Source organism: Sphingobacterium arenae (assembly GCF_014692505.1).
GTDB lineage: Bacteria > Bacteroidota > Bacteroidia > Sphingobacteriales > Sphingobacteriaceae > Sphingobacterium > Sphingobacterium arenae.
This window is the reverse complement of record NZ_JACNYK010000002.1, coordinates 356,696-378,178: the sequence shown is the minus strand read 5'-3', so window position 1 is coordinate 378,178 and position 21,483 is coordinate 356,696. Positions and strand designations below refer to the sequence as shown.

General features: G+C 40.5%; 18 protein-coding genes. 14 read left to right on the top strand and 4 right to left on the bottom strand.

Features of this window, described 5'->3' with window-relative positions; translation table 11 throughout:
* The first annotated feature begins 60 nt into the window (after nt 1–60).
* From H8B17_RS07970 to H8B17_RS07940, 7 genes are all read left to right on the top strand, one after another.
* Nucleotides 61–1,533: a PQQ-dependent sugar dehydrogenase gene (locus H8B17_RS07970; protein ID WP_190308670.1), complete on the top strand. Its 1,473-nt coding sequence runs from the start codon at nt 61–63 to the stop codon at nt 1,531–1,533.
* A complete protein-coding gene (locus tag H8B17_RS07965) occupies nt 1,534–2,736 on the top strand; it encodes an Nramp family divalent metal transporter (RefSeq protein ID WP_190308669.1) in 1,203 nt (400 codons plus the stop codon).
* A 2-nt stretch (nt 2,737–2,738) separates the two neighbouring features.
* Nucleotides 2,739–3,761 (top strand): NAD-dependent epimerase/dehydratase family protein, encoded by a 1,023-nt coding sequence (locus H8B17_RS07960; RefSeq protein WP_190308668.1) that lies wholly within the window; start codon nt 2,739–2,741, stop codon nt 3,759–3,761.
* The gene (locus H8B17_RS07955; RefSeq protein ID WP_190308667.1) at nt 3,761–4,831 is read left to right on the top strand and encodes a dihydrodipicolinate synthase family protein; all 1,071 of its coding nucleotides are present in this window, start codon (nt 3,761–3,763) and stop codon (nt 4,829–4,831) included. Before H8B17_RS07960 ends, H8B17_RS07955 begins: the two co-directional genes overlap by 1 nt.
* Nucleotides 4,832–5,048: 217 nt before the next feature.
* Nucleotides 5,049–6,755: a GMC oxidoreductase gene (locus H8B17_RS07950; RefSeq protein WP_190308666.1), complete on the top strand. Its 1,707-nt coding sequence runs from the start codon at nt 5,049–5,051 to the stop codon at nt 6,753–6,755.
* Nucleotides 6,756–7,071: 316 nt separating this feature from the next.
* A complete protein-coding gene (locus H8B17_RS07945; RefSeq protein ID WP_190308665.1) occupies nt 7,072–8,136 on the top strand; it encodes a LacI family DNA-binding transcriptional regulator in 1,065 nt (354 codons plus the stop codon).
* Between the two features lie 99 nt (nt 8,137–8,235).
* Nucleotides 8,236–9,012: a glucosamine-6-phosphate deaminase gene (locus tag H8B17_RS07940; protein ID WP_190308664.1), complete on the top strand. Its 777-nt coding sequence runs from the start codon at nt 8,236–8,238 to the stop codon at nt 9,010–9,012.
* A 46-nt stretch (nt 9,013–9,058) separates the two neighbouring features.
* Here H8B17_RS07940 and H8B17_RS07935 read toward each other — a convergent pair whose 3' ends face one another.
* The 3 genes from H8B17_RS07935 to H8B17_RS07925 all read right to left on the bottom strand — a co-directional run bounded on the left by H8B17_RS07935 (nt 9,059) and on the right by H8B17_RS07925 (nt 11,817).
* Entirely contained in the window at nt 9,059–10,264 is a 1,206-nt protein-coding gene (locus H8B17_RS07935) for a pyridoxal phosphate-dependent aminotransferase (RefSeq protein ID WP_190308663.1), read from the bottom strand.
* A 100-nt stretch (nt 10,265–10,364) separates the two neighbouring features.
* Nucleotides 10,365–10,742: a DUF1573 domain-containing protein gene (locus H8B17_RS07930; RefSeq protein WP_190308662.1), complete on the bottom strand. Its 378-nt coding sequence runs from the start codon at nt 10,740–10,742 to the stop codon at nt 10,365–10,367.
* 112 nt (nt 10,743–10,854) lie between these two features.
* The gene (locus H8B17_RS07925; RefSeq protein ID WP_380933800.1) at nt 10,855–11,817 is read right to left on the bottom strand and encodes a KpsF/GutQ family sugar-phosphate isomerase; all 963 of its coding nucleotides are present in this window, start codon (nt 11,815–11,817) and stop codon (nt 10,855–10,857) included.
* Between the two features lie 98 nt (nt 11,818–11,915).
* Between H8B17_RS07925 and recQ the strand changes: the two genes are divergently transcribed.
* Both recQ and kdsA read left to right on the top strand, forming a co-directional pair.
* The gene (recQ, locus tag H8B17_RS07920) at nt 11,916–14,105 is read left to right on the top strand and encodes a DNA helicase RecQ (RefSeq protein WP_190308660.1); all 2,190 of its coding nucleotides are present in this window, start codon (nt 11,916–11,918) and stop codon (nt 14,103–14,105) included.
* An 11-nt stretch (nt 14,106–14,116) separates the two neighbouring features.
* Nucleotides 14,117–14,932: a 3-deoxy-8-phosphooctulonate synthase gene (gene kdsA / locus H8B17_RS07915; protein WP_190308659.1), complete on the top strand. Its 816-nt coding sequence runs from the start codon at nt 14,117–14,119 to the stop codon at nt 14,930–14,932.
* A gap of 26 nt (nt 14,933–14,958) precedes the next feature.
* Here the strand turns inward: kdsA and lysS are convergent, their stop codons facing one another.
* Nucleotides 14,959–16,665: a lysine--tRNA ligase gene (gene lysS, locus H8B17_RS07910; protein ID WP_190308658.1), complete on the bottom strand. Its 1,707-nt coding sequence runs from the start codon at nt 16,663–16,665 to the stop codon at nt 14,959–14,961.
* A 189-nt stretch (nt 16,666–16,854) separates the two neighbouring features.
* On the opposite strand from lysS, the gene H8B17_RS07905 reads away from it, so the two are divergent.
* From H8B17_RS07905 to H8B17_RS07885, 5 genes are all read left to right on the top strand, one after another.
* On the top strand, nt 16,855–17,100 hold the full coding sequence (locus H8B17_RS07905; protein WP_190308657.1) for a type B 50S ribosomal protein L31: 246 nt from the start codon (nt 16,855–16,857) through the stop codon (nt 17,098–17,100).
* A gap of 85 nt (nt 17,101–17,185) precedes the next feature.
* The gene (locus tag H8B17_RS07900; RefSeq protein WP_190308656.1) at nt 17,186–18,379 is read left to right on the top strand and encodes a putative sugar nucleotidyl transferase; all 1,194 of its coding nucleotides are present in this window, start codon (nt 17,186–17,188) and stop codon (nt 18,377–18,379) included.
* 16 nt (nt 18,380–18,395) lie between these two features.
* On the top strand, nt 18,396–19,166 hold the full coding sequence (tpiA, locus tag H8B17_RS07895; RefSeq protein WP_190308655.1) for a triose-phosphate isomerase: 771 nt from the start codon (nt 18,396–18,398) through the stop codon (nt 19,164–19,166).
* Nucleotides 19,166–20,005 carry a 50S ribosomal protein L11 methyltransferase gene (gene prmA, locus H8B17_RS07890; protein ID WP_190308654.1) on the top strand — a complete coding sequence of 280 codons (840 nt, stop codon included), beginning with the start codon at nt 19,166–19,168 and terminating at the stop codon, nt 20,003–20,005. The genes tpiA and prmA overlap by 1 nt, the downstream gene beginning before the upstream one ends.
* A 19-nt stretch (nt 20,006–20,024) precedes the next feature.
* Nucleotides 20,025–21,395: a Mur ligase domain-containing protein gene (locus H8B17_RS07885; protein WP_190308653.1), complete on the top strand. Its 1,371-nt coding sequence runs from the start codon at nt 20,025–20,027 to the stop codon at nt 21,393–21,395.
* Nucleotides 21,396–21,483: the final 88 nt, after the last annotated feature.

Genomic DNA, 21,483 nt, shown 5'->3' with positions numbered 1-21,483 from the left:
ATGTCTGGAAAAAGAAAGTTCGTATCTTGGATAATGAGCATATGGATATGGTTATGTATTATGTCATGTCAGTCATGTAATCGACACCCACATGATTATGTGACAGAAGTGCTCGATTACGTCAAACTTGGTGATTCATTTTTGGAGGTAGCTACGGTAGCAGATAGTCTGCAGGTACCGTGGGGAATGGCCTTTTTTGATGATAAAATTTTGTTTACGGAGATTATCGGAAATGTGAAGCAACTCGATCTGTCGACCGGTCAAGTTTCTACACTCCTGCGTGTGCCGGATGTATTTACAAGGACAACTCCAGGTTTACTGGATATTGTCGTACAGAAAGGTGTAACAGATAATCCCTATGTTATTATTAACTATACGGCTAAGGAAAATGATCGTATCATTTCTAAATTGGTGCGATACACATATCAAAAAGATACATTGATTAACCCCGTTGATCTGTTGACGATCAGAGGTGCAAACGGACATAATGGCGCCAGACTAATGCTGGACAGCAAAAATATGCTATATTGGGCAACGGGTGATGTGGCAGATAATACAGAAGCACAAGATTCAACGACATTAAATGGTAAGATTCTGAGGATGACGATAAACGGGGAGGTTCCTCCCGATAATCCTATACCAAATAGCTTTGTGTATGCCTGGGGATTTCGCAATATGCAGGGATTAACCGTAGATAACCGAGGGAATATATTTACATCTGAACATGGTGACGCAATTGAGGATGAGATCAATCTGATCAAACCGTTGAACAATTACGGCTGGCCCGCTATAGAGGGTATGCACGATACACCTGATGAGATAGAGATAGCTAAGCGCTCCGCACGAACAGAACCTATTTGGTCGTGGACACCTGTGGTAGCACCCGCTGGTTTAGCATATTTCGGCGAAAGCGATATTCCCGAATGGAAGAACACACTCTTACTCGTTACACTCAAATCGCAATCATTAAGGGTGCTGCATTTGGATGATAAAAATCAACAAATCAAACGAGAGCAAGTATATTTTTCTAAAAAATATGGAAGGATGAGAGCTGTGTTAGTGGCACCTAATGGCGATATCTATTTGTCGACCAGCAATAGGGACTGGAACCCCCAACCCGGATTTCCGCTGCCAACTGACGATAGGATACTAAGACTAAGAAGAACTATGGAGACGCCGGATAATTATTTGAAGGAAGATGTCGTAGAAACCGAATCTAAGGAGCATAACGGAAAACAGCTTTACACCAGCTTTTGCGCTTCATGTCATAAAGAAGATGGTCTTGGGGTTAAAGGTACTTTTCCCCCGCTGAAGAATGCTACGAGGGTACAGGATAACGATGCTTTTATCGATCTTTTGTTGAACGGTAGCAAAGGTAAGGATACGATAGATGGCGTCTTCTACGAACAGGGTATGGCCAGCTTCTCCTTTTTGAAGGATGAGGAATTGGCAGCTATTATCAATTATGTCAAGAAAGAGTTTGGTGACGGAGAGCAAATAAGTGACGATAATGTTAAGAAAAAAAGAAAATAGATGAAGAGACTATTAAACATCGTAGGTCCCGGAATTATCACAGCCGCACTTGTGTTTGGCCCCAGCAAGATGACCATTACCTCCAAAATGGGGGCAGACTACGAATACTCACTGTTATGGATTGTCTTGGTGGCGCTGTTTTTTATGGGGATATATACAGCAATGTGTTCTCGCATAGGAGTGGTTCATGACAAGTCTTTATTGACTTTGATAAAAGAACGCTTTGGTAAAGGCATCGGTGTCGCGATAGGTGTAGGTATATTTTTGGTGGCGACGTCTTTTCAAGCGGGCAATGGTATTGGTGTAGGTATTGCTATAGGTGAAGCAACCAGAACACCTATGTATATCTGGATCATTGTCTTTACGGCAATAGCTATTGCTTTGTTGTTTTTTCCTTCCTTCTACAAGATTATGGAAAAGGTGATGCTAATATTAGTGCTGCTGATGTTGACGTGTTTTATGGCGACATTATTTCTAGCCGATATCCAGTTTGATAAATTATTCACTGGATTTGTACCGACTATTCCAGATGGTTCTCTAGGACTGTTAATCGCATTTACCGCCTCTTGTTTTTCACTTGTGGGGGCGTTTTACCAGACTTATTTAATCCAGGAACGTAGAAAACTCACACAAAATGTGGTGAATATTAAGGATTCAGAGAGAGGGGCGTTTACAGGGGTAGCGATTTTGGGGTTTATGAGCGCAGCCGTGATGATTTGTGCAGCAGCGGTATTATTCCCCAAAGGCATACATGTAGGTAGCGCTGCTGAAATGGGCAAGGCATTAGAGCCATTATTTGGCAAACATGCCAGTTCACTGTTTTTTGTCGGGTTGTTTGGTGCTGCCTTTTCTTCTTTGGTCGGTAATGCAACGGTGGGTGGAGCGTTACTAGGCGACGCGTTGGGATTTGGAAGCAGTTTAAATTCCAAAAAAGTGAAAATCTTAATTTCTCTCGTTATGATATTAGGCTGCGTGGTGGCGATCTCCTTTGGAAGGTTACCATTGGAACTTATCGTATTGGCCCAAAGTGTGACCATATTTTTGGTGCCTTTTATCGGCGTGTCTATTTATTTGATTGCAAATAATAAATCAATTATGGGAGATAAAGCTAATAATCTCTTTTACAAGATAGCGGGGGCATTAGGCTTAATCGTCATCTGTATATTAATGGTTAGTAATGTTTATGATATGTTTTTAAAATAAAAATGGAGAATCAGGTTTTAGTAGAATTGGAGCACAAGTTTACCCAACCGTCCGCAGTATTTCTCGAAGATCTTGCGCAGATTGATGGTGATTTTATATTTCTGGGTATTGGAGGGAAAATGGGGCCAAGCATGGCAAAATTGTTGTTGGACGGCTTGCGTCAAATTGGGGTTTCCCGAAAGGTGTATGGTGTTTCCCGCTTTTCAGATGACAGCAACCGAAAATATCTGGAAAATTTAGGTGTGGAAACCATCGTTTGTAACTTGTTGGATGACGAAGCCTTACAATCGCTTCCTTATGCAAAAAACGTTATTTATTTGGCGGGTTTTAAATTCGGTGCGACAGGAAAGGAAGATTTTACTTGGGCGATGAATACTTATTTGCCGGGTCGTATAGCGGAGAAATATAAAAATTCGCGTATCATCGCATTTTCCTCCGGTAACGTATTGCCTTATGTCGACGTTCGATCGGGAGGCGTAGACGAGTCGATCCTTCCGGAACCGATAGGAGAATATGCCCAAAGTACGTTAGGGCGTGAACGTATTTTTACTTATTTCAGTAAGAAAAACGGTACGCCGATATTGTTGTATAGATTAAATTACGCCGTGGATTTCCGATACGGTGTGATCCGAGAAATTGCAAAACAGGTTTATCACCAACGACCTATTGATATACGTACAAATAATGTCAATGTCATCTGGCAAAGTGATGCCAATGAAATAGCTATCCGTAGCTTGTTGCATGTTGAAAGCCCAGCGAAGGTGCTGAATGTAACGGGACCGGAGATATTGTCTATAAAATGGATTGCCGAAAAGCTTGGGGAAATACTGGGAAAGAAACCCTTGTTTGTACACGAACCTGAACAGACAGCATTATTAAATAATGCGTCGGAATGCCATAGGATATTTGGTTACCCTAAAGTAGGTATATTGGATGTTATTGCCATTACGGCACAATGGATATTGCAAGACGGTGGAGAGTTCGGGAAGGATACGCATTTCCAGGAGAGGGGAGGGAAATTTTAATGAAAAGATTAGATCGTGTATTAAAGTCTTTGCTCATGGAAGGTACAGTCATTCCTGCCCATCCGCTAGCGCTGGACGAGTTTCGCAATTTTGATGAGGAAAACCAAAAACTATTGACACAATACTATATCCAAAGCGGTGTTGGAGGAATAGCTGTGGCGGTGCATTCGACGCAGTTCGAGATCCGCTTACCTAAATATAATCTCTTTGAAAAAGTTTTAGGGGTGACGGCCGATGTTATTGATAAGCATAAACTGGATCGTCCATTTGTAAAAATCGCGGGAATATGTGGTCTCTCCGAACAAGCTGTTCAGGAAGCGCGGATTGCAGTGGATTACGGATATGATATGGGATTGTTAAGCATGGGCGGGCTGCAGGGTTTGAGTGAAAAGCAAATACTCGAACGCACGGAGGAAGTTGCCAAGGTGATTCCCGTGTTTGGATTTTATTTGCAGCCTTCGGTTGGCGGACGGGTGTTTTCGTATGATTTCTGGTCTAAATTTGTGGAGATAGATAACGTAGAAGCCATAAAATGCGCTTCCTTTAATCGTTACCAGACCTTGGATGTAGTTCGCGCGATTGCCAATTCCTCCAGACGGGATCAAATTGCTTTATATACAGGTAATGACGATAATATTGTGCAGGACTTGTTGTCCATTTATCGATTTAATGTAAATGGTAAAGATATAGAAATAGAGTTCAGAGGAGGCCTGTTAGGACATTGGGCGGTGTGGACCCATAAAGCTGTAGCGTTGTTGGCTAAAGTCAAAGATTATAAGGATAATCCATCGTTTGCTAAATGGAGGGCGTTACAGATATTGTCGAACCAAACGACTGATGCGAATGCGGCATTATTTGATACAGCGAATAATTTTCACGGATGTATACCGGGAATACACGAGGTGCTGCGACGTCAGGGATTGATGAAAGGTACCTGGTGCCTTAACCCAGATGAGGTATTGTCACTGGGACAATACGAAGAAATCTCAAGAATCTATGCAGCCTATCCGGAGTTAAATGATGATAAATTTGTGACGGAGTTTTTGAATCAGAATTTGATGAAAATGTAAAACTTGGTTTGTTCGCATGATTGAAAAAATAAAACAACTGGTTTCGGAGGTCAAGGACGAAGCCAGTTTTAATAGATAATATTTTCATGCGTTTCCCGAGTTATCATTTCAGAAATATAATACCTGTCGATATATAAAAGAATTATTGCATTCTTTTTGTTACATAGCGGTTACGTTACCGATAAAAATACTATATTTACTTTAATAAGTTATTAGTATGAACCTAGAGAGCGATTTTGATATTATAGTGGTGGGTTCCGGAATTAGTGGGGGTTGGGCCGCAAAAGAATTTACTGAAAAGGGATTCAAGACGCTGTTGATCGAACGGGGCCGAATGGTCAGACATGTCAAAGATTATCCTACGGCGTATAAAGACACCTGGGAGTTTATGCATCGAAACCAGCGAACACGTGATGATCTGACACAGAATAAGTTGATAAGCAAGCATTATGCATATTCGGAAGCTACCCGGCATTTTTATGTCAATGATGAGGATCAAGAATATATTCAGGAGAAACCCTTTGACTGGGTAAGAGGCTATCAGGTCGGTGGTAAATCGTTGTTATGGGCTCGACAAACGCAGCGATGGAGCGATTTTGAATTTGAGGCTCCCAAGAAGTATAGATATGCGGCCGATTGGCCCATCCGTTATCAAGATATAGCCCCATGGTATTCACATGTAGAACGGTTTATAGGTATCGCGGGCACAAAAGACAGCATTCCAAATATGCCGGATAGCGAAGTAGTTGGAGCTTTTGAAATGAATCAAGTGGAACAGGCCATTTCAAACAGTGTTACCCAACATTATTCGGATCGGAAAGCGATTATCGGACGTTGTGCAAATCTCGCTGGAATAAAGGAGGAACAGATTGCACAGGGTCGTAGTAAATGTATGGCTCGTTCATTATGTGAGAGGGGTTGTCCTTTTGGAGCATATTTCAGCTCGAATTCTTCTACTATACCTTATGCGGAGAAAACGGGAAATTTAACGATTATAACAGATACTATTGTAGAATCGATTTTATATGACGATAAAACGAAGAAAGCAATCGGCGTACAGACTATTGATACCAAGACAAAAGTTAAAAAAATCTTTAAATCTCGTGTAGTTTTTCTAAATGCGTCGACCCTTAACTCTAACTTAATACTATTGAACTCGAAATCGGATCGGTTTCCGAATGGATTAGGAAATGATAATGGGCTGATGGGAAGATATATTACATTTCATAATTATCGGGGTCGTATTACCGCCGACTTTCCTGGTTATGAAAACTCGTATTATTACGGTAGGCGTCCTACTCAGGTTTTTATCCCAGCGTTCAAAAACATTCATCGGACGGAGCAGAATTTTAAGGGGTCATATCTTATCGCTTTTGCTGCTTATCGCGATTCGTGGGCGAGGGGGGGCACAACAGAAGGTTTAGGAGCTGATTTTAAGGATAACTTGCTCGAACCGGGTGATTGGAAAATCTCGATGATGATGCAAGGTGAAGTACTCCCATCGTTTGATAATTATGTGCGATTGAGTCCAGACAAGGTCGATAAATATGGCTTACCCCAATTAATTACTTCGGTGGATTACAGTGCCAATGACATGATGATGATGGAAGATTTCTTTAACGAAGGAACGGAAATGTTGGCCAGAGCAGGTGCGGAAAATATCCGTACGTTAGATCAGCACGAAATATTCGGGAGACAGCCTGGATTAGAAGTACATGAAGTAGGTGGTGTTCGGATGGGAAATGACCCAAATACATCACTGTTGAATAGGTATAATCAACTACATCTTTGTGAGAATGTTTTTGTAACCGATGGTGCGTGTATGACCAGTATAGGGAACCAAAATCCGTCACTTACGTTTATGGCACTTACCGCCCGAGCGGCAAACCACGCTATACATCTAATACAAGAGAAGAAGCTTTGACTCGAGATAGAAGGAATCAAATCATAGCTTATTTTAAAAAAATTTTGGAATAAAGAAAGTTTGGCTTATATTCGGTAACGTACACTTCTTGCCGCTTCCAGTTATTAATATGCAGCAAGATATTATAGGTAAACATGAGGGTAACCATATTAGATAAATCTTGAATGTTCAAATCTAAATAGGGTTTGGTGTTAAGAACGTTTGAAAATAAAGATGATATTTAGTTGTTTTAAACCATGGGCGCTTTTCAATAGTATATGGAAGTGCTGCATATTCATTATTTTTGTATGCTGTAAGGTGGATGTAATGTTTTTATATGAAGAAAAATGAAAAAGAACTGGTCGGCGTAAAAGAAATTGCACGTCGAGCAAATGTTTCCATCGCAACGGTGGATAGGGTATTACATAATCGGACTGGTGTGTCGGAAAAGACCAAACAGAAGATTAACGACATTATCAAGGAATTGGACTATAAACCCAATATTTTGGCTAGGCGTTTAGCTTCATCTAAAACCATGCACCTTTATACGTTAATTCCTGAGGTATCTAAAGAAACGGATTATTGGTCGGTACCCTTACAGGGCATTATACAGGCCGAAAATGAGATTATGCTTTATAATGTTAAGATTGAGAAACTGTTTTATGATATGAACGATAAAGACTCTTTCGTCAAGCAGACAGAAACCATTCTCCAATCAGAATCCGTAGATGGTGTATTGATTGCACCGGCCTTTATTGAGGAAGCTACGGCATTTACGGACGTTTGCCAGAAAAGAAAGATTCCTTTTGTATTCATCAACTCCAATATTCCGAATCGAAAGAACCTTAGTTATTTTGGTCCAGATCTTTTTTATAGTGGCTACACGGCAGCTCATTTGGTAGATTACCTGGTAGAAGAATCAGATCAGGTATTATTAATGAACATAGCCAAAGATATTGACTCCGACTATCATATTCTCAAAAAGGAAGAAGGTTTTACGAAATATTTTGCTGCAAAAAATCCAGAGAGAATAATAAAACGAAATTTGTATGATACGGACTCTAGGTCGATAAAAAAAACAGTCTCAGAGGCCCTGAAAAAATACCCCAACATACGACTGATTTTTGTAACAAATTCACGGGTTTCATTGGTCGCAAAATACTTATTAGAAAAGAAAAAAGAAGATATTCTTTTGGTAGGATACGACTTTTTAAAACACAATATTGACTTTCTTAACAAGGGAGTGATTGACTTTTTAATATGCGAGAAACCGCAAGAGCAAGCTTATCGAGGAGTAAAAGCATTATATCGATATTTGATGTTCGAAGAAAAACAAGAAAAGGAGTATTTTATGCCCATTGACATCATCCATCGAGAGAATCAACGATTCTATCGGAATTAGGTATACGAGGTATGCCTTTTTTTAGAATAATTAACGTGTACCTACACGATAGTGAATTAATGCTGTTTTTGAATGTAATTGTATAATAAAAAAATAATAATGGAAATTGAAGAGAATAAAATAGAGCATCTGCAAGTCAGAACGTATGAGAGTCGTGCACAACTCGGAAAAGACGCGGCAGAAATGGTAGGCAGAAAAATTGAAGAATTGCAACAAGAAAAAGAGCATGTATATATGGTATTTGCTTCCGCCCCTTCACAAAGTGAGTTTTTGGAAATGTTGGGAAATAACCCAAACATAGACTGGAGGAAAATCGTTGCATTTCATATGGATGAATATATTGGTTTAGATTTAGAGCATCCACAGAGTTTTGGACGATTTCTTAAAGAAAGTATATTTGATAAGGTACCTATTCACCAGATCCACTATATACAAGGAAATTCAAGTGATATCGAAAAAGAATGTGAGCGGTATGAGCAGTTATTGAGAGTGCATCCTATAGACATCGTGTGTATGGGGATTGGAGAAAATACGCATATAGCGTTTAATGATCCGCACGTAGCAAACTTTGACGATCCCTATTGGGTGAAAATCGTTGATCTGGATGATAAGAGTCGTCAGCAACAGGTAAATGATGGATGTTTTGATTCTTTTAATGAAGTGCCGACTCACGCCATCACGCTGACGGTTCCGGCATTATTGCAAGGGAAATTTTTGTACTGTATGGTGCCCGGAAAAAATAAAGCCAAAGCCGTCTATCAAACACTTTATGAAGAAATGGATGCACAGTATCCATCTACTATTTTGAGAAAGCATGAAAACGCCTACTTGTTTATTGATAAAGAAAGTGCGCAACACCTTCCTAAGTCCGTATAAGGTGAGTGGCATCTTTTCCAAAGATCCGACACTTTGGAAAAGATGTTTATAAAGATGCCGTACGACCAGGATATGCCTCCAGCGCTTTTTCTAGGCAGATCAAGGCGCTATGTAAATCTTCCTGTTTAAGTACATATGCCAAACGCACTTGGTCCGTTCCGACATTTGGAGAACTGTAAAAGCCGGTAGCCGGAGCCATCATAACCGTTTCATTATTATAAGAGAATTTCTCTAATATCCATTGACAAAATTTGTCGGCGTTGTCAATAGGAAGCTTGGCTACGACATAAAAGGCTCCTCCCGGAACGGGGCAGAACACGCCGTCTATTTTATTTAATCCGTCAACCAGTGTGTTCCGACGGGCAGTATATTCTTTAGATACTGCTTCAAAGTAACTGTCCGGCGTATCGATCGCCGCTTCAGCAGCAATTTGTCCCTCAAGAGAGGGACTCAAGCGAGTTTGAGCGAACTTAAGCGCTGTTTGATAAAGTTCCTTGTTTTTGGTCATAAAACAACCTATTCGGGCTCCACATGCGGAATATCGCTTAGAGACGGTATCGATGATGACTACATGCTGTTCGAGGCCCTCCAAGTGCATAGGTGAAACAAACGTGTGACCGTCGTAACAAAATTCTCGATAAGCTTCATCGGCAAATAAATAAAGATCATATTTTAGACATAAAGCTTTCAAAGATTCCAATTCTTCTAGAGAATAGAGATAACCTGTAGGATTATTTGGGTTACAGATTGCAATTGCCCGTGTTTTGTCCGTGATCAATTTCTCAAATTCCGTTATGGGGGGCAAAGCGAAACCAGTTTCTATGTGCGATAGGATCGGCTTTACTACGGCGTCTGCCGCACAGGCAAACCCATTATAGTTCGCATAAAATGGTTCGGGAATAATAATTTCATCGCCGGAGCTAAGGCAACTTTGCATCGCAATGGTAAGAGCTTCTGACCCACCATTGGTCACTAAAATATCTGTCGGATCAATGTTGTAACCCAGCTTGTTATAATAAGTTGTCAATTTTTCCCTGTAGGAGGCAATGCCTTCTGACGCCGTGTACGCCCAAATAGTGAAATCGATGTCTTTCAATGCATTTAACATGACCTCCGGCGTTTTGATATCGGGCTGCCCGATATTCAGATGATATACTTTCTTTCCTTCTTTTTTTGCCTGCTCTGCAAAGGGTGTAAGCTTTCTAATTGGAGAAGCAGGCATATTTAAGCCTCTTTTTGATATTTCTGGCATTACTTTGTGTTTTTAAGTATATCACAAAACTAATAAAAAATGCCGTCAATTGACGGCATTTTACTTAATCTATTATGTATTGACTACGGAAAACGAATTATTATTCTACGTTTCCTTTAATTGTTAACGTTTTGATAGGCGTCTTCGTGTTGGACTTAATCGTGAATTGCTTGGTGAAAGGCCCTTTGGCAGCCGCATTATAGGTAACCGTTACAGTGCCTCCTTCGCCAGGCTTAACTGGAGTTTTTGTGAATTCAGCAACAGAGCAGCCACAAGAAGGTTTTACCTCGTTGATAATAATAGGCGCATCACCTGTATTGGAAAACTTAAAGTTGTATGATGCTGGTTTATTTTGAGGGATATTCCCAAAATCGTGGGTTTCATTTTCAAATTTGAATTCACCAATAGCTATTGCCATCGACGTAAAACCAATGACAGCTATAAACGTCGCTAATATTCCTAAACTTTTTTTCTTCATCTTACTAATACTTTAACCTTCTGATAAGATCAAAAGATACGCCAAAATTACCAATACAGCAATGTGTGTGACCTAAATTTTATAAAATAGACAAAAATATTACAGAAAGAACTTATATGATTCCCTCTTTTAAGAGATCCTGTAAATGTATTATGCCGGTATAATGTCCTTCTTGGGTAACTAAAAGCTGCGATATATTGTGTTGCCGCATTATATGAAGTGCGTCGGCAGCGAGCTCTTCTCTCTTTATCTCTTTAGGATTTCGTGTCATAATGTCATTTGCAGTTAAGTGCGTCACATCCTCATGTTTTTCGAGCATTCTACGGATGTCTCCATCCGTGATGATGCCGAGAATCTCATCTACGCCGATAACCGCCGTCGCACCTAAACGATACTTTGTGATGGTAATGAGTACCTCACGTATACTTGCTGTTGGAGACACTTCGGGTTTACCGTTGTTGTCTGATAGGTCGCTAACCTTTAAATATAATTGTTTGCCCAATGCACCCCCAGGATGATATCTAGCAAAGTCACGATCGGAAAACTGTCGGCATGTTTGCAGACAAACGGCTAAAGCATCCCCCATTGCTAATTGTGCTGTCGTACTTGTTGTGGGCGCTAGGTTATTCGGGCAGGCTTCCCGTTCAACGGAGGTATTCAGAGCGAAATTTGCATGATGTGCCAAAAAGGAGTCCATATTACCCACCATGGCGACTAATGTATTCCCCGTTTGCTTTAAAAAGGGAACTAATACTTTAATTTCCGGTGTATTACCGCTTTTGGAAAGCGCGATAATCAGATCGTGCTGCTGGATGATGCCCAGGTCACCGTGGATTGCGTCAGCTGCATGCATAAATATAGCAGGTGTTCCCGTAGAATTAAACGTAGCCACAATTTTTTGTGCAATGATTGCGCTCTTGCCAATTCCCGTTACTATTATTCTGCCTGGTAAGTCCAGTATTTGATTTACAACCTTAACGAAATCGTCGTCAATGAATTGTGTAAGGTTATGGATTGCTGTGGCCTCCAGTTCCAACGCGTCAATTGCAGTCTTTTTGATATCGATGTTGTGTATCACAGAAAAAATAGTTAATTTTATATTAATAACTACAAAAGTAGGTTATTTAGCGCTCAAATGAGCCACGGATCCATCTAATTTTTGTCTTGAGGTCAATGGAAATAGAAAAATCACTATTTGACAATTTGCAGGAGTTTTTCGGCTTCGATACCTTTAAAGGGGATCAAGAAGCGATAATAACGAATATATTGAATAAAAAAGATACGTTTGTTATTATGCCCACAGGAGGCGGAAAATCTATTTGTTATCAATTGCCTGCGTTGATGAGCGAGGGCACAGCTATTGTCATCTCGCCTCTTATAGCACTTATGAAAAATCAAGTAGATCAATTAAGAGCGTTCGGCGGGAATGATAGCATTGCACATTTTTTAAATTCTTCTCTTAATAAAGGGGAGATTACCAAGGTGAAAAAAGATGTCACAGAAGGCAAGACGAAACTGCTTTATGTAGCACCCGAATCGTTGGCAAAGGAAGAAAATGCACTTTTTTTGAAGCAGATTATCGTTTCCTTTGTTGCGGTAGACGAAGCCCATTGTATATCGGAATGGGGGCACGATTTTCGGCCGGAATATCGTAAGATAAGGCAAGTTATTAACGGTATCGGTGAAAACATTCCTATCATTGCTTTGACGGCAACCGCTACACCAAAGGTGCAGTCTGATATTCGTAAGAATTTGCAGATGAATAATGCGACTTTGTTTAAATCCTCTTTTAATCGGTCCAACTTATATTATGAAGTCAGACCAAAAAAGAACGTGGTAAAGGAGATTGTGAAGTTTATCCGAAACAATGCTGGAAAAACGGGTATTATATATTGCCTCAGTCGTAAAAAGGTGGAGGAAGTTGCGGAAGTTCTCAATATCAACGGGATAAAGGCATTGCCGTATCATGCGGGGTTGGATGCCAAAACGAGAGCAGATACACAAGACAAGTTCCTGATGGAAGATGTCGAAGTCATTGTGGCAACGATCGCATTTGGAATGGGGATAGATAAACCGGATGTCCGGTATGTCATCCATCATGATATACCCAAATCAATGGAGGGATATTATCAGGAAACAGGCCGTGCCGGACGTGACGGTGGCGAGGGACTTTGTTTGGCGTTTTATTCTGAAAAGGATATAGAGAAGCTCACCAAATTCATGAAAGACAAACCCGTCTCCGAAAGAGAGATCGGTACACAGATACTAAAAGAAGTGATAGATTATTCCGAATCATCGGTATGTCGTCGAAAGCAGATTTTGTATTATTTTGGTGAACAGTTTGACGAGACGGGCTGTAATAATATGTGCGATAACTGTCGTACACCAAAAACGTATTTTGAGGCCGAAGAAAATTTACTAAAAGTATTAGGTTTTATAGAGGAAGAGGGAGAGAAGTTTGACGATCACCATATTATCAATGTAATGATGGGGCAAAACAACCAGCCTATATCTTCTTATAAGCATGATCTACATCCCTTGTTCGGAAAAGGCAAAAGTTTGGGTGTGAACTACTGGAAATCGTTGATTCGACAGGCCGAATTAAATAATTTCCTGAAAAAAGATATTGACCATTATGGTTTGTTGACGCTTACGGAAAACGGCAGGAGGTATTTGGTTAATCCGTACAGTATCAAATTCATTTTAAACAGGATAATGGAAAAGGCTGATGAGGATGGTATGGAAGAAGCCGTTCAGGGCTCTGGGACATTAGATACCAACCTGCTAAAGATGCTGAAAGATCTACGGAAGAAAATAGCCAAGCAGAAATCCTTACCGCCATTCGTGATATTTCAAGACCCCTCGCTTGATGAAATGTGTACGCATTATCCCGTCAGTTTGGATGAACTGAAGCAAATGCACGGTGTGGGAGCAGGAAAAGCCCTTAAATTTGGGAAGCCATTTGTGGAGCTGATTAAGCAATATGTAGATGACAACGATATTGACCGCCCATTGGATCTTGTGATTAAGAGTGCTGCCAATAAGTCGGCGTTGAAAGTTTCAATCATACAGAATATAGACCGTAAAATCGGTTTGGAGGATATTGCTTCTGCTAAAGGGATTAGTTATGAAGATTTGCTTAAAGAAGTTGAATCTATTGTCAATTCCGGCACAAAACTTAATATCGGGTATTTTGTGGATGAGATGATTGATAGTGACCGACAAGAAGAAGTGTATGATTACTTTCGGGCTGCCGAGGTAGATTCCATCGATGAAGCATTGAAAGAGCTGGGGGAAAATGACTACACATATGAAGATGTCCAGTTGATGCGGATTAAATTCATGTCTGAATTAGGAAATTAATGATCAAGTATATGATTCAACAATATTTACCCGCCATTAAACACGGAGATTCTACGCAGTTCTTTCTAATGGCAGGGCCGTGTGCTATTGAAGGAGAAGAAATCGCTTTGCGCATTGCCGAAAGAGTTGTGAAAATGACAGATAAGTACGAGATTCCGTACATCTTTAAAGGATCCTACCGGAAAGCTAATCGTTCCCGATCAGATTCCTTTACAGGAATAGGAGATGAGAAGGCTTTAAAGATACTGGAAAAGGTCGGACGGACATTTGGAGTTCCTACAGTAACCGATATTCATGAGAGCCATGAAGCGGTTATCGCTGGGGCTTACGTTGACGTTTTGCAGATACCTGCATTTTTGTGCAGACAAACCGAATTGCTGACGGCTGCTGCGGAAACGGGAAAAGTAGTCAATATTAAAAAGGGACAGTTCCTATCTGCCGCTTCGATGAAGTTTGCCGTGGATAAAGTAAAGGATGCTGGAAATGACAGGGTATTTTTGACAGATAGGGGGAACACATTCGGATATCAGGATCTGATTGTGGATTTTCGGGGGCTGCCCGAGATGCGTACTTTTGGTGTGCCGACGGTAATGGACTGTACGCATTCGTTGCAACAGCCAAATCAAACATCGGGCGTTACAGGAGGGAAGCCAGAACTTATCGAAACAATTGCCAAGGCGGCCATTGCAGTAGGAGCAGACGGCTTATTTATAGAAACGCATCCGGATCCGGCGAATGCAAAATCGGATGGAGCAAATATGTTGCATCTCGATTTGCTGGAGGGATTGCTTGAAAAATTAGTGCGTATCCGTGAAGCAATATCATAAAGAATTAGAGGTGGGATATCCCACCTCTAATTCTTTATGATAAACTTATTGTCGCCCTCAACAACAATATTAATCAGATCTTTTTGACGTAAGCTCTTTGTAGCAGCGTCCCATTTTTTTCCACTCAACCCTGTCGCTTGTTTCACATCGGCCAAGATATTACGCTCGTCCGTAAGTTGTGCCAATAGTAGTTTTTCCTCCTCACCCAATTCAACGATAGTTTCCTTTTTCTCCGGACGCATTTGTGGAAAAAAAAGGACTTCTTGAATGGAAGCGTTATTGGTCAGGAACATAATTAAACGATCCATGCCTATGCCGAGCCCCGAAGTAGGTGGCATACCGTATTCCAACGCGCGTAAGAAATCTTGATCGATAAACATCGCCTCATCATCTCCTTTTTCAGAAAGACGTAGTTGGTCTTCAAAACGTTCACGTTGATCTATTGGATCATTTAATTCTGAGTACGCATTGGCAATTTCCTTTCCGCATACCATGAGTTCAAAACGTTCGGTTAATTCGGGATTATTTCGGTGTTTTTTAGTCAACGGCGACATCTCGATAGGGTAATCTGTGATAAAAGTTGGCTGGATATAATTGCCTTCACATTTCTCTCCGAAAATCTCATCAATTAACTTACCTTTGCCCATCGTATCATCAACTGCGATACCCATGTTTTTTGCAGCTTCACGAATTTCAACTTCGGATTTTCCGGTGATATTAAAACCCGTGAACTCCTGAATGGCTTCCGCCATGGTTACCCGTTTGAAAGGAGCTTTAAAATCGATTTGGTGTTCTCCGAAAGTTGCTTTTGTAGTTCCATTGACGGCAAGTGCACAATGCTCGATTAAACGTTCGGTAAAGCCCATCATCCAGTTGTAATCCTTATACGCCACGTATATCTCCATGACCGTAAACTCTGGATTGTGTGTTCTGTCCATACCCTCGTTGCGGAAGTTTTTGGAAAATTCGTACACACCGTCAAACCCACCGACAATAAGTCGTTTAAGGTATAACTCATTTGCGATACGTAAATATAATGGAATATCCAGGGCGTTGTGGTGCGTAATGAATGGGCGTGCCGCTGCGCCACCAGGAATCGCTTGTAGTACGGGTGTTTCTACTTCCATATAACCGGAGTCGTTAAAAAATGCGCGCATGGCGTTGAACAATTTTGTGCGCTTAACGAACCTCTCCCGATTTTGCGGATTAACGATCAAATCTACATACCGCATGCGATAACGTTGCTCCGGATCGGTAAACGCATCATAGGTTTTGCCATCTGCTTCTTTTACAATAGGCAATGGACGGAGAGATTTCGTCAATATGGTGAATTTTTCGACATGGATAGAGATTTCTCCAGTTTGTGTGGTGAATACGTATCCGTCGACGCCTATGATATCGCCGATATCCATGAGCTTCTTAAAGACGGTATTATATAAGGTCTTGTCTTCACCAACGCAAATGTCGTCACGTTTGACGTAAGCCTGAATCCGTCCGGTAGCATCCTGCAACTCCATAAAGGAAGCGCTCCCCATAATGCGACGGCTCATCATACGTCCGGCGAAGCGGATGTTTTTGTAATTTAGTTTATCTCTTTCGTAATTTTCCAGAATATCCGCAGCAGAGACATTTACCTTAAACTCATCCGCCGGATAGGGATTAATACCTAAGTCGATAAGGGCCTGAAGGTTTAGTCTACGCTGTTGTTCCTGTTCCGATAATACAGTACTCATGTCTAATGATTCAATTGCTAAATGAGAATGCAAAAGTAGGAAAAAAAGTGGACGTTTTAAATAGCAGATGCAGTAGAGTAGGTTTACCCAGATTGCGTGTAATTTTAAAACGATTCTTTTGTTTTATTTGGGGAAATAGTTTATCTTTGCACCTCAAATTGTTGAATATATAATAATCATACGATAAAAATGAAAAAAGATCTGCATCCATCAAACTACAGATTAGTTGTTTTCAAAGACATGTCTAACGACTATGCTTTTGTAACTAAATCATGTGTAGACACAAAAGAAACGATTACTTGGGAAGATGGTAATGAGTATCCGTTAGTGAAATTGGAGATTTCGCACACCTCACACCCCTTTTATACAGGTAAAATGAAATTAGTCGATACCGCAGGACGTATTGATAAATTCCGTAGCCGTTACCAAAAATAATATAGACTATAGGCTTCGGTCAAAAATAACTTTCATCCCGATAGGTTCTCCTTGTCGGGATTTTTTTATGTAAATTTATCGAATTATGTTGTTAGAAGTCGTCTTACATGATCGAGACCCGTGGCGAGAACATTTATTGCCCATGGCTTACACGAGACCAGTGGGGGCGTTTCGAATGGGAGTTTTGACGATCCAAGAAAAATGGCAACTCGTAATGAATGCTCCGGTCAGTTTTTATACAGAGCCCTATCTTCAAGATAAATTTAATAGTCCACCACCTTCAGCCACCTATTTAGTGATACGTGCCAACCTTTGCCCGACCGCGGATTTAGTTCATGCCGTGCTTACCTTGGAGGAAGAGTGTATTTTGGAAAAAGATGACGACTGGATTGCCTATAAAGTAAGGACGTGGAGTCCACAACCGGAAAGGAGCACGTTAAGGGTGCGTAAGTTTGAAGGAGAACTAGGCCGGATTCAATTTTTGGAAGATATTTATCTTCAAAATGCGCAACAAATTGTTTTTGATTTTGATCTACTTACGAAAGACAAAACTTCCTCAACGCTACATTCTTCCAATCTGGTAATAGGAGATAATATCTATGTCGGAACAAATGTGGTTGCATTTGCTTGTACATTCAATACGCTGGAGGGGCCGATATACCTCGCTGATGACGTGTTGTTAGAACAAGGCAGCCATTTGAAAGGTCCGATAGCTATCGGTAAAGGAGCAAAGGTAAAGATGGGGAGTCGGCTGTATCCAAATGTAAGTGTTGGTCCGAAAGCAACGATTGGAGGAGAAGTCAATAACACCGTGATGTGGGAAAATAGCGCGAAAGGACATGACGGCTATCTAGGATGCGCTGTAATTGGAGAAGGGTGCAATTTGGGAGCAGGTACGAGTAATTCAAATCTTCAAAACAATTGGAAGATTGTCAAGTTGTATGATTATAAGCTTGACAAATGGCGAAAGACTGGTCGGCATAAAGTAGGTACTTTTATGGGCGATTTAGCAATGTGTGGTATCAATTCGTCTATCACGACCGGGACAGTGATTGGTGTAGGTGCACAGGTGTCTATGTCAAATATTATTCCGAAGTTTGTGCCGGACTTTTCCTGGATGACCGATGAAAAGCAGGAAACATATGCATGGAATAAATTTGAAGACATGTTGACAGAACGGGGGCGACTAAAAAATCAAGAATTACAGGAAACCGACCTTCGTATATTATGGGAGGTCTACTGTTTAACAAGACGAGAAGAATTTAATATAACAAAGTAGATAAGAATAAAAAACGATGAGAAAAAACATTGTAGCAGGAAACTGGAAGATGAATTTGGATTATGAGAAAGGCGTAAGCTTATTCTCTGAAATTGTGAATATGGTAAAGGATGAAGTCGTTGGCGACCAAGAGGTTATTGTTTGTAGCCCCGCTATCCATTTACACAGCATTGCAAAATTAGCAGAGCCCGTAAGTAACGTGGCTGTCGGTGCACAAAATATACATCAGGCTGAATCGGGAGCATATACGGGTGAGATATCTGCAGCACAAGTCAAATCCGCCGGCGCAGATTATGTTATTTTAGGTCATTCGGAGCGTAGAGCATACTTCGATGAAACCGATGCGCTATTGGCGCAAAAAGTTGATGCTGCATTAGCTAATGGTTTACGACCAATTTTCTGCATTGGCGAAACAAAAGATGAGCGTGAAGGAGGAAAGGTTTTTGATGTTATCAAAACGCAATTGGAAAAAGGTATATTCCATCTACCTAGTGAGGATTTTGAAAAAGTAGTGTTAGCTTATGAGCCCGTGTGGGCTATTGGAACAGGGCTGACTGCTTCGCCGGAGCAGGCGCAGGAGGTCCACGCTTTTATCCGTGAAACTGTTGCTAATCATTACGCTCAAAAGACCGCAGATGAAACGACAATCTTATATGGAGGAAGCTGCAACCCCGGTAATGCAAATGAGTTATTTTCACAAAAGGATATCGACGGTGGATTGATCGGAGGCGCATCCCTGAAATCGCGCGACTTTTTAGAAATTGTAAAGGTTTTTAATACGAAATAATGAAGTATTCTTCGGTTGCGTTTACTTCTTCAACTATGGAAGATTGGCAGAGGGATCTGCTCATCGATTCTCTAGGATCCATTGGCTATGACACCTTCGAATATGTAGAGCAAGGGTTTATAGCCTACATTCCGACAGCTAACTTGGATTTACAGGCATTGGAAACGTTATTATTGCTGGAAACGGAGGGTTTTGATATTCATTATACAATCGCCGAAATAAAAGATCAGAATTGGAATGAGCTATGGGAAAGTAACTTTCAGCCGATTACGGTAAATGATATCTGTTATGTACGGGCTACCTTTCATGAACCGAAACCCGGTATTCCCTACGAAATTATTATCGACCCTAAAATGTCATTTGGAACTGGGCATCATCAAACGACATCGATGATGCTTTCCTTTATTTTAGAGAATGACTTTCAAGATAAGGAAGTGTTGGACATGGGGTGCGGTACAGGGATTCTTGCTATATTAGCTGTTAAGCGTGGTGCAAAGCACGTTCTGGCGGTAGACTATGATGAGGTTTGTGTGGAAAGTGTAAACGAAAATAAAGTGTTGAATAATATCGTGTCCGTTGACGCTGAATTTGGATCGGAGGAACGTATAAAGGGAAAGGTATTTGACATCATTCTGGCGAATATCAACCGAAATATTTTGATGGATCAATTGGAAGATTACGGTTTAAGTACGAATTCTGGGGGAGAATTGTATATTAGTGGTTTCTATGAGGGCGAAGACTTAGAGATGTTGATACGAAAAGCACAATCTGTGGGGTTTGACTATCGGCATAAAAAAACACAGAATAAATGGTGTGCAGCAAAGTTCGTGAGATGTTGACTTTTTATTTTTAAGAAGTATGCGAGTTCATTTTATAGCCATTGGCGGTGCAGTAATGCACAACTTGGCCATTTCCTTGGCTGAGCAGGGGCATCAAGTGAGTGGGTCTGATGACCAGGTTGTGGAGCCATCAAAGTCCAGATTAAAAAAAGCAGGACTTTTGCCTAAAACCATGGGGTGGTTTCCGGAGAAGATAACGGAAGATATTGATGCAGTAATCTTGGGAATGCATGCGGAAAGCGATAATCCGGAATTGCGTCGTGCACAAGAGCTGAATATTAAGTTATATTCTTTTCCGGAATTTATCTATGAACAAAGCATGGATAAAACGCGCGTTGTGATTGCGGGAACCTACGGCAAAACGACCATCATGAGTATGGTTATGCACGTGCTTACAAAACTTGGGCGTGATTTTGATTATCTGGTAGGGGCACAATTAGAGGGATTCGATTCGCTTGTGAAATTAACGACCCATAACAAAATTATTTTACTGGAAGGTGATGAATATTACGCTTCTCCTATAGACCATCGTTCGAAGTTTCATCTTTTTAACCCCAATATAGCATTAATCAGTGGTGTGGAATGGAATGAGAGTAGGGCAAATATCGGGGAAGAGGAGTATATTAAACAATTCGAAACCTTTATTGATACGATTGTACCAAAAGGCACGTTGATTTATAATAAAGATAACCTTAATTTGGTAAAGATTGTAGAGGCGACTTCGGATTGTAATATTAATCGGCATGGTTATAAGCTGCCCGAATATTCTATCAACAAGGGTGTAACGTACCTCCATCTAGGAGAAGAACGCATACCACTTCAAGTATTTGGAAAATTGAACTTATCAAATATAGCAGGAGCATATACGGTTTGCGAGTGGTTAGGTGTAAAGCGAGTTGATTTTTACCAAGCCATCAAAGATTTTAGAAGTTCCATCCGCTATTTGGAGTTTGTCGCGAGCGACAACGAAAGTGTGGTATATCAAGATTTCTTACACTCACCTTATAAACTCAGAACGAGTATCCATGCCGTTAAAGAGCAATTCCCCAGCCAAGGATTGGTTACCATTATTGAATTAAACCCTTATGATGTTATAAATCGGAGTTTTTTGGATACTTATCGAGAGTCTATGAATGAATCCGATTATGCAGTGGTTTTAATCAACAAGGATGCTATAAAAGAGAAAAATATATTATTAAGTAATTTAGAGTCCGAAATTCAAGCTGTTTTTAACCACCGAAATTTCACGTTTTTAACCGATATTACTTCCTTAGAGATTTATTTGGATAAATTTAAATCGCTGGGTTTCAATCTTCTATTTATGGTGTCTCCCCATCATAATAGTATGGATATTGTCAGTTTTGCAGATAAATTTCTTAAAAATTATTAATTATTCTGTAAAATGCGTCTCTTTAGTATCTTTTTGTTATTTTTGAAAGGAGAGAGGATTATCTAACAGAATAAGAAAGCAAATACCC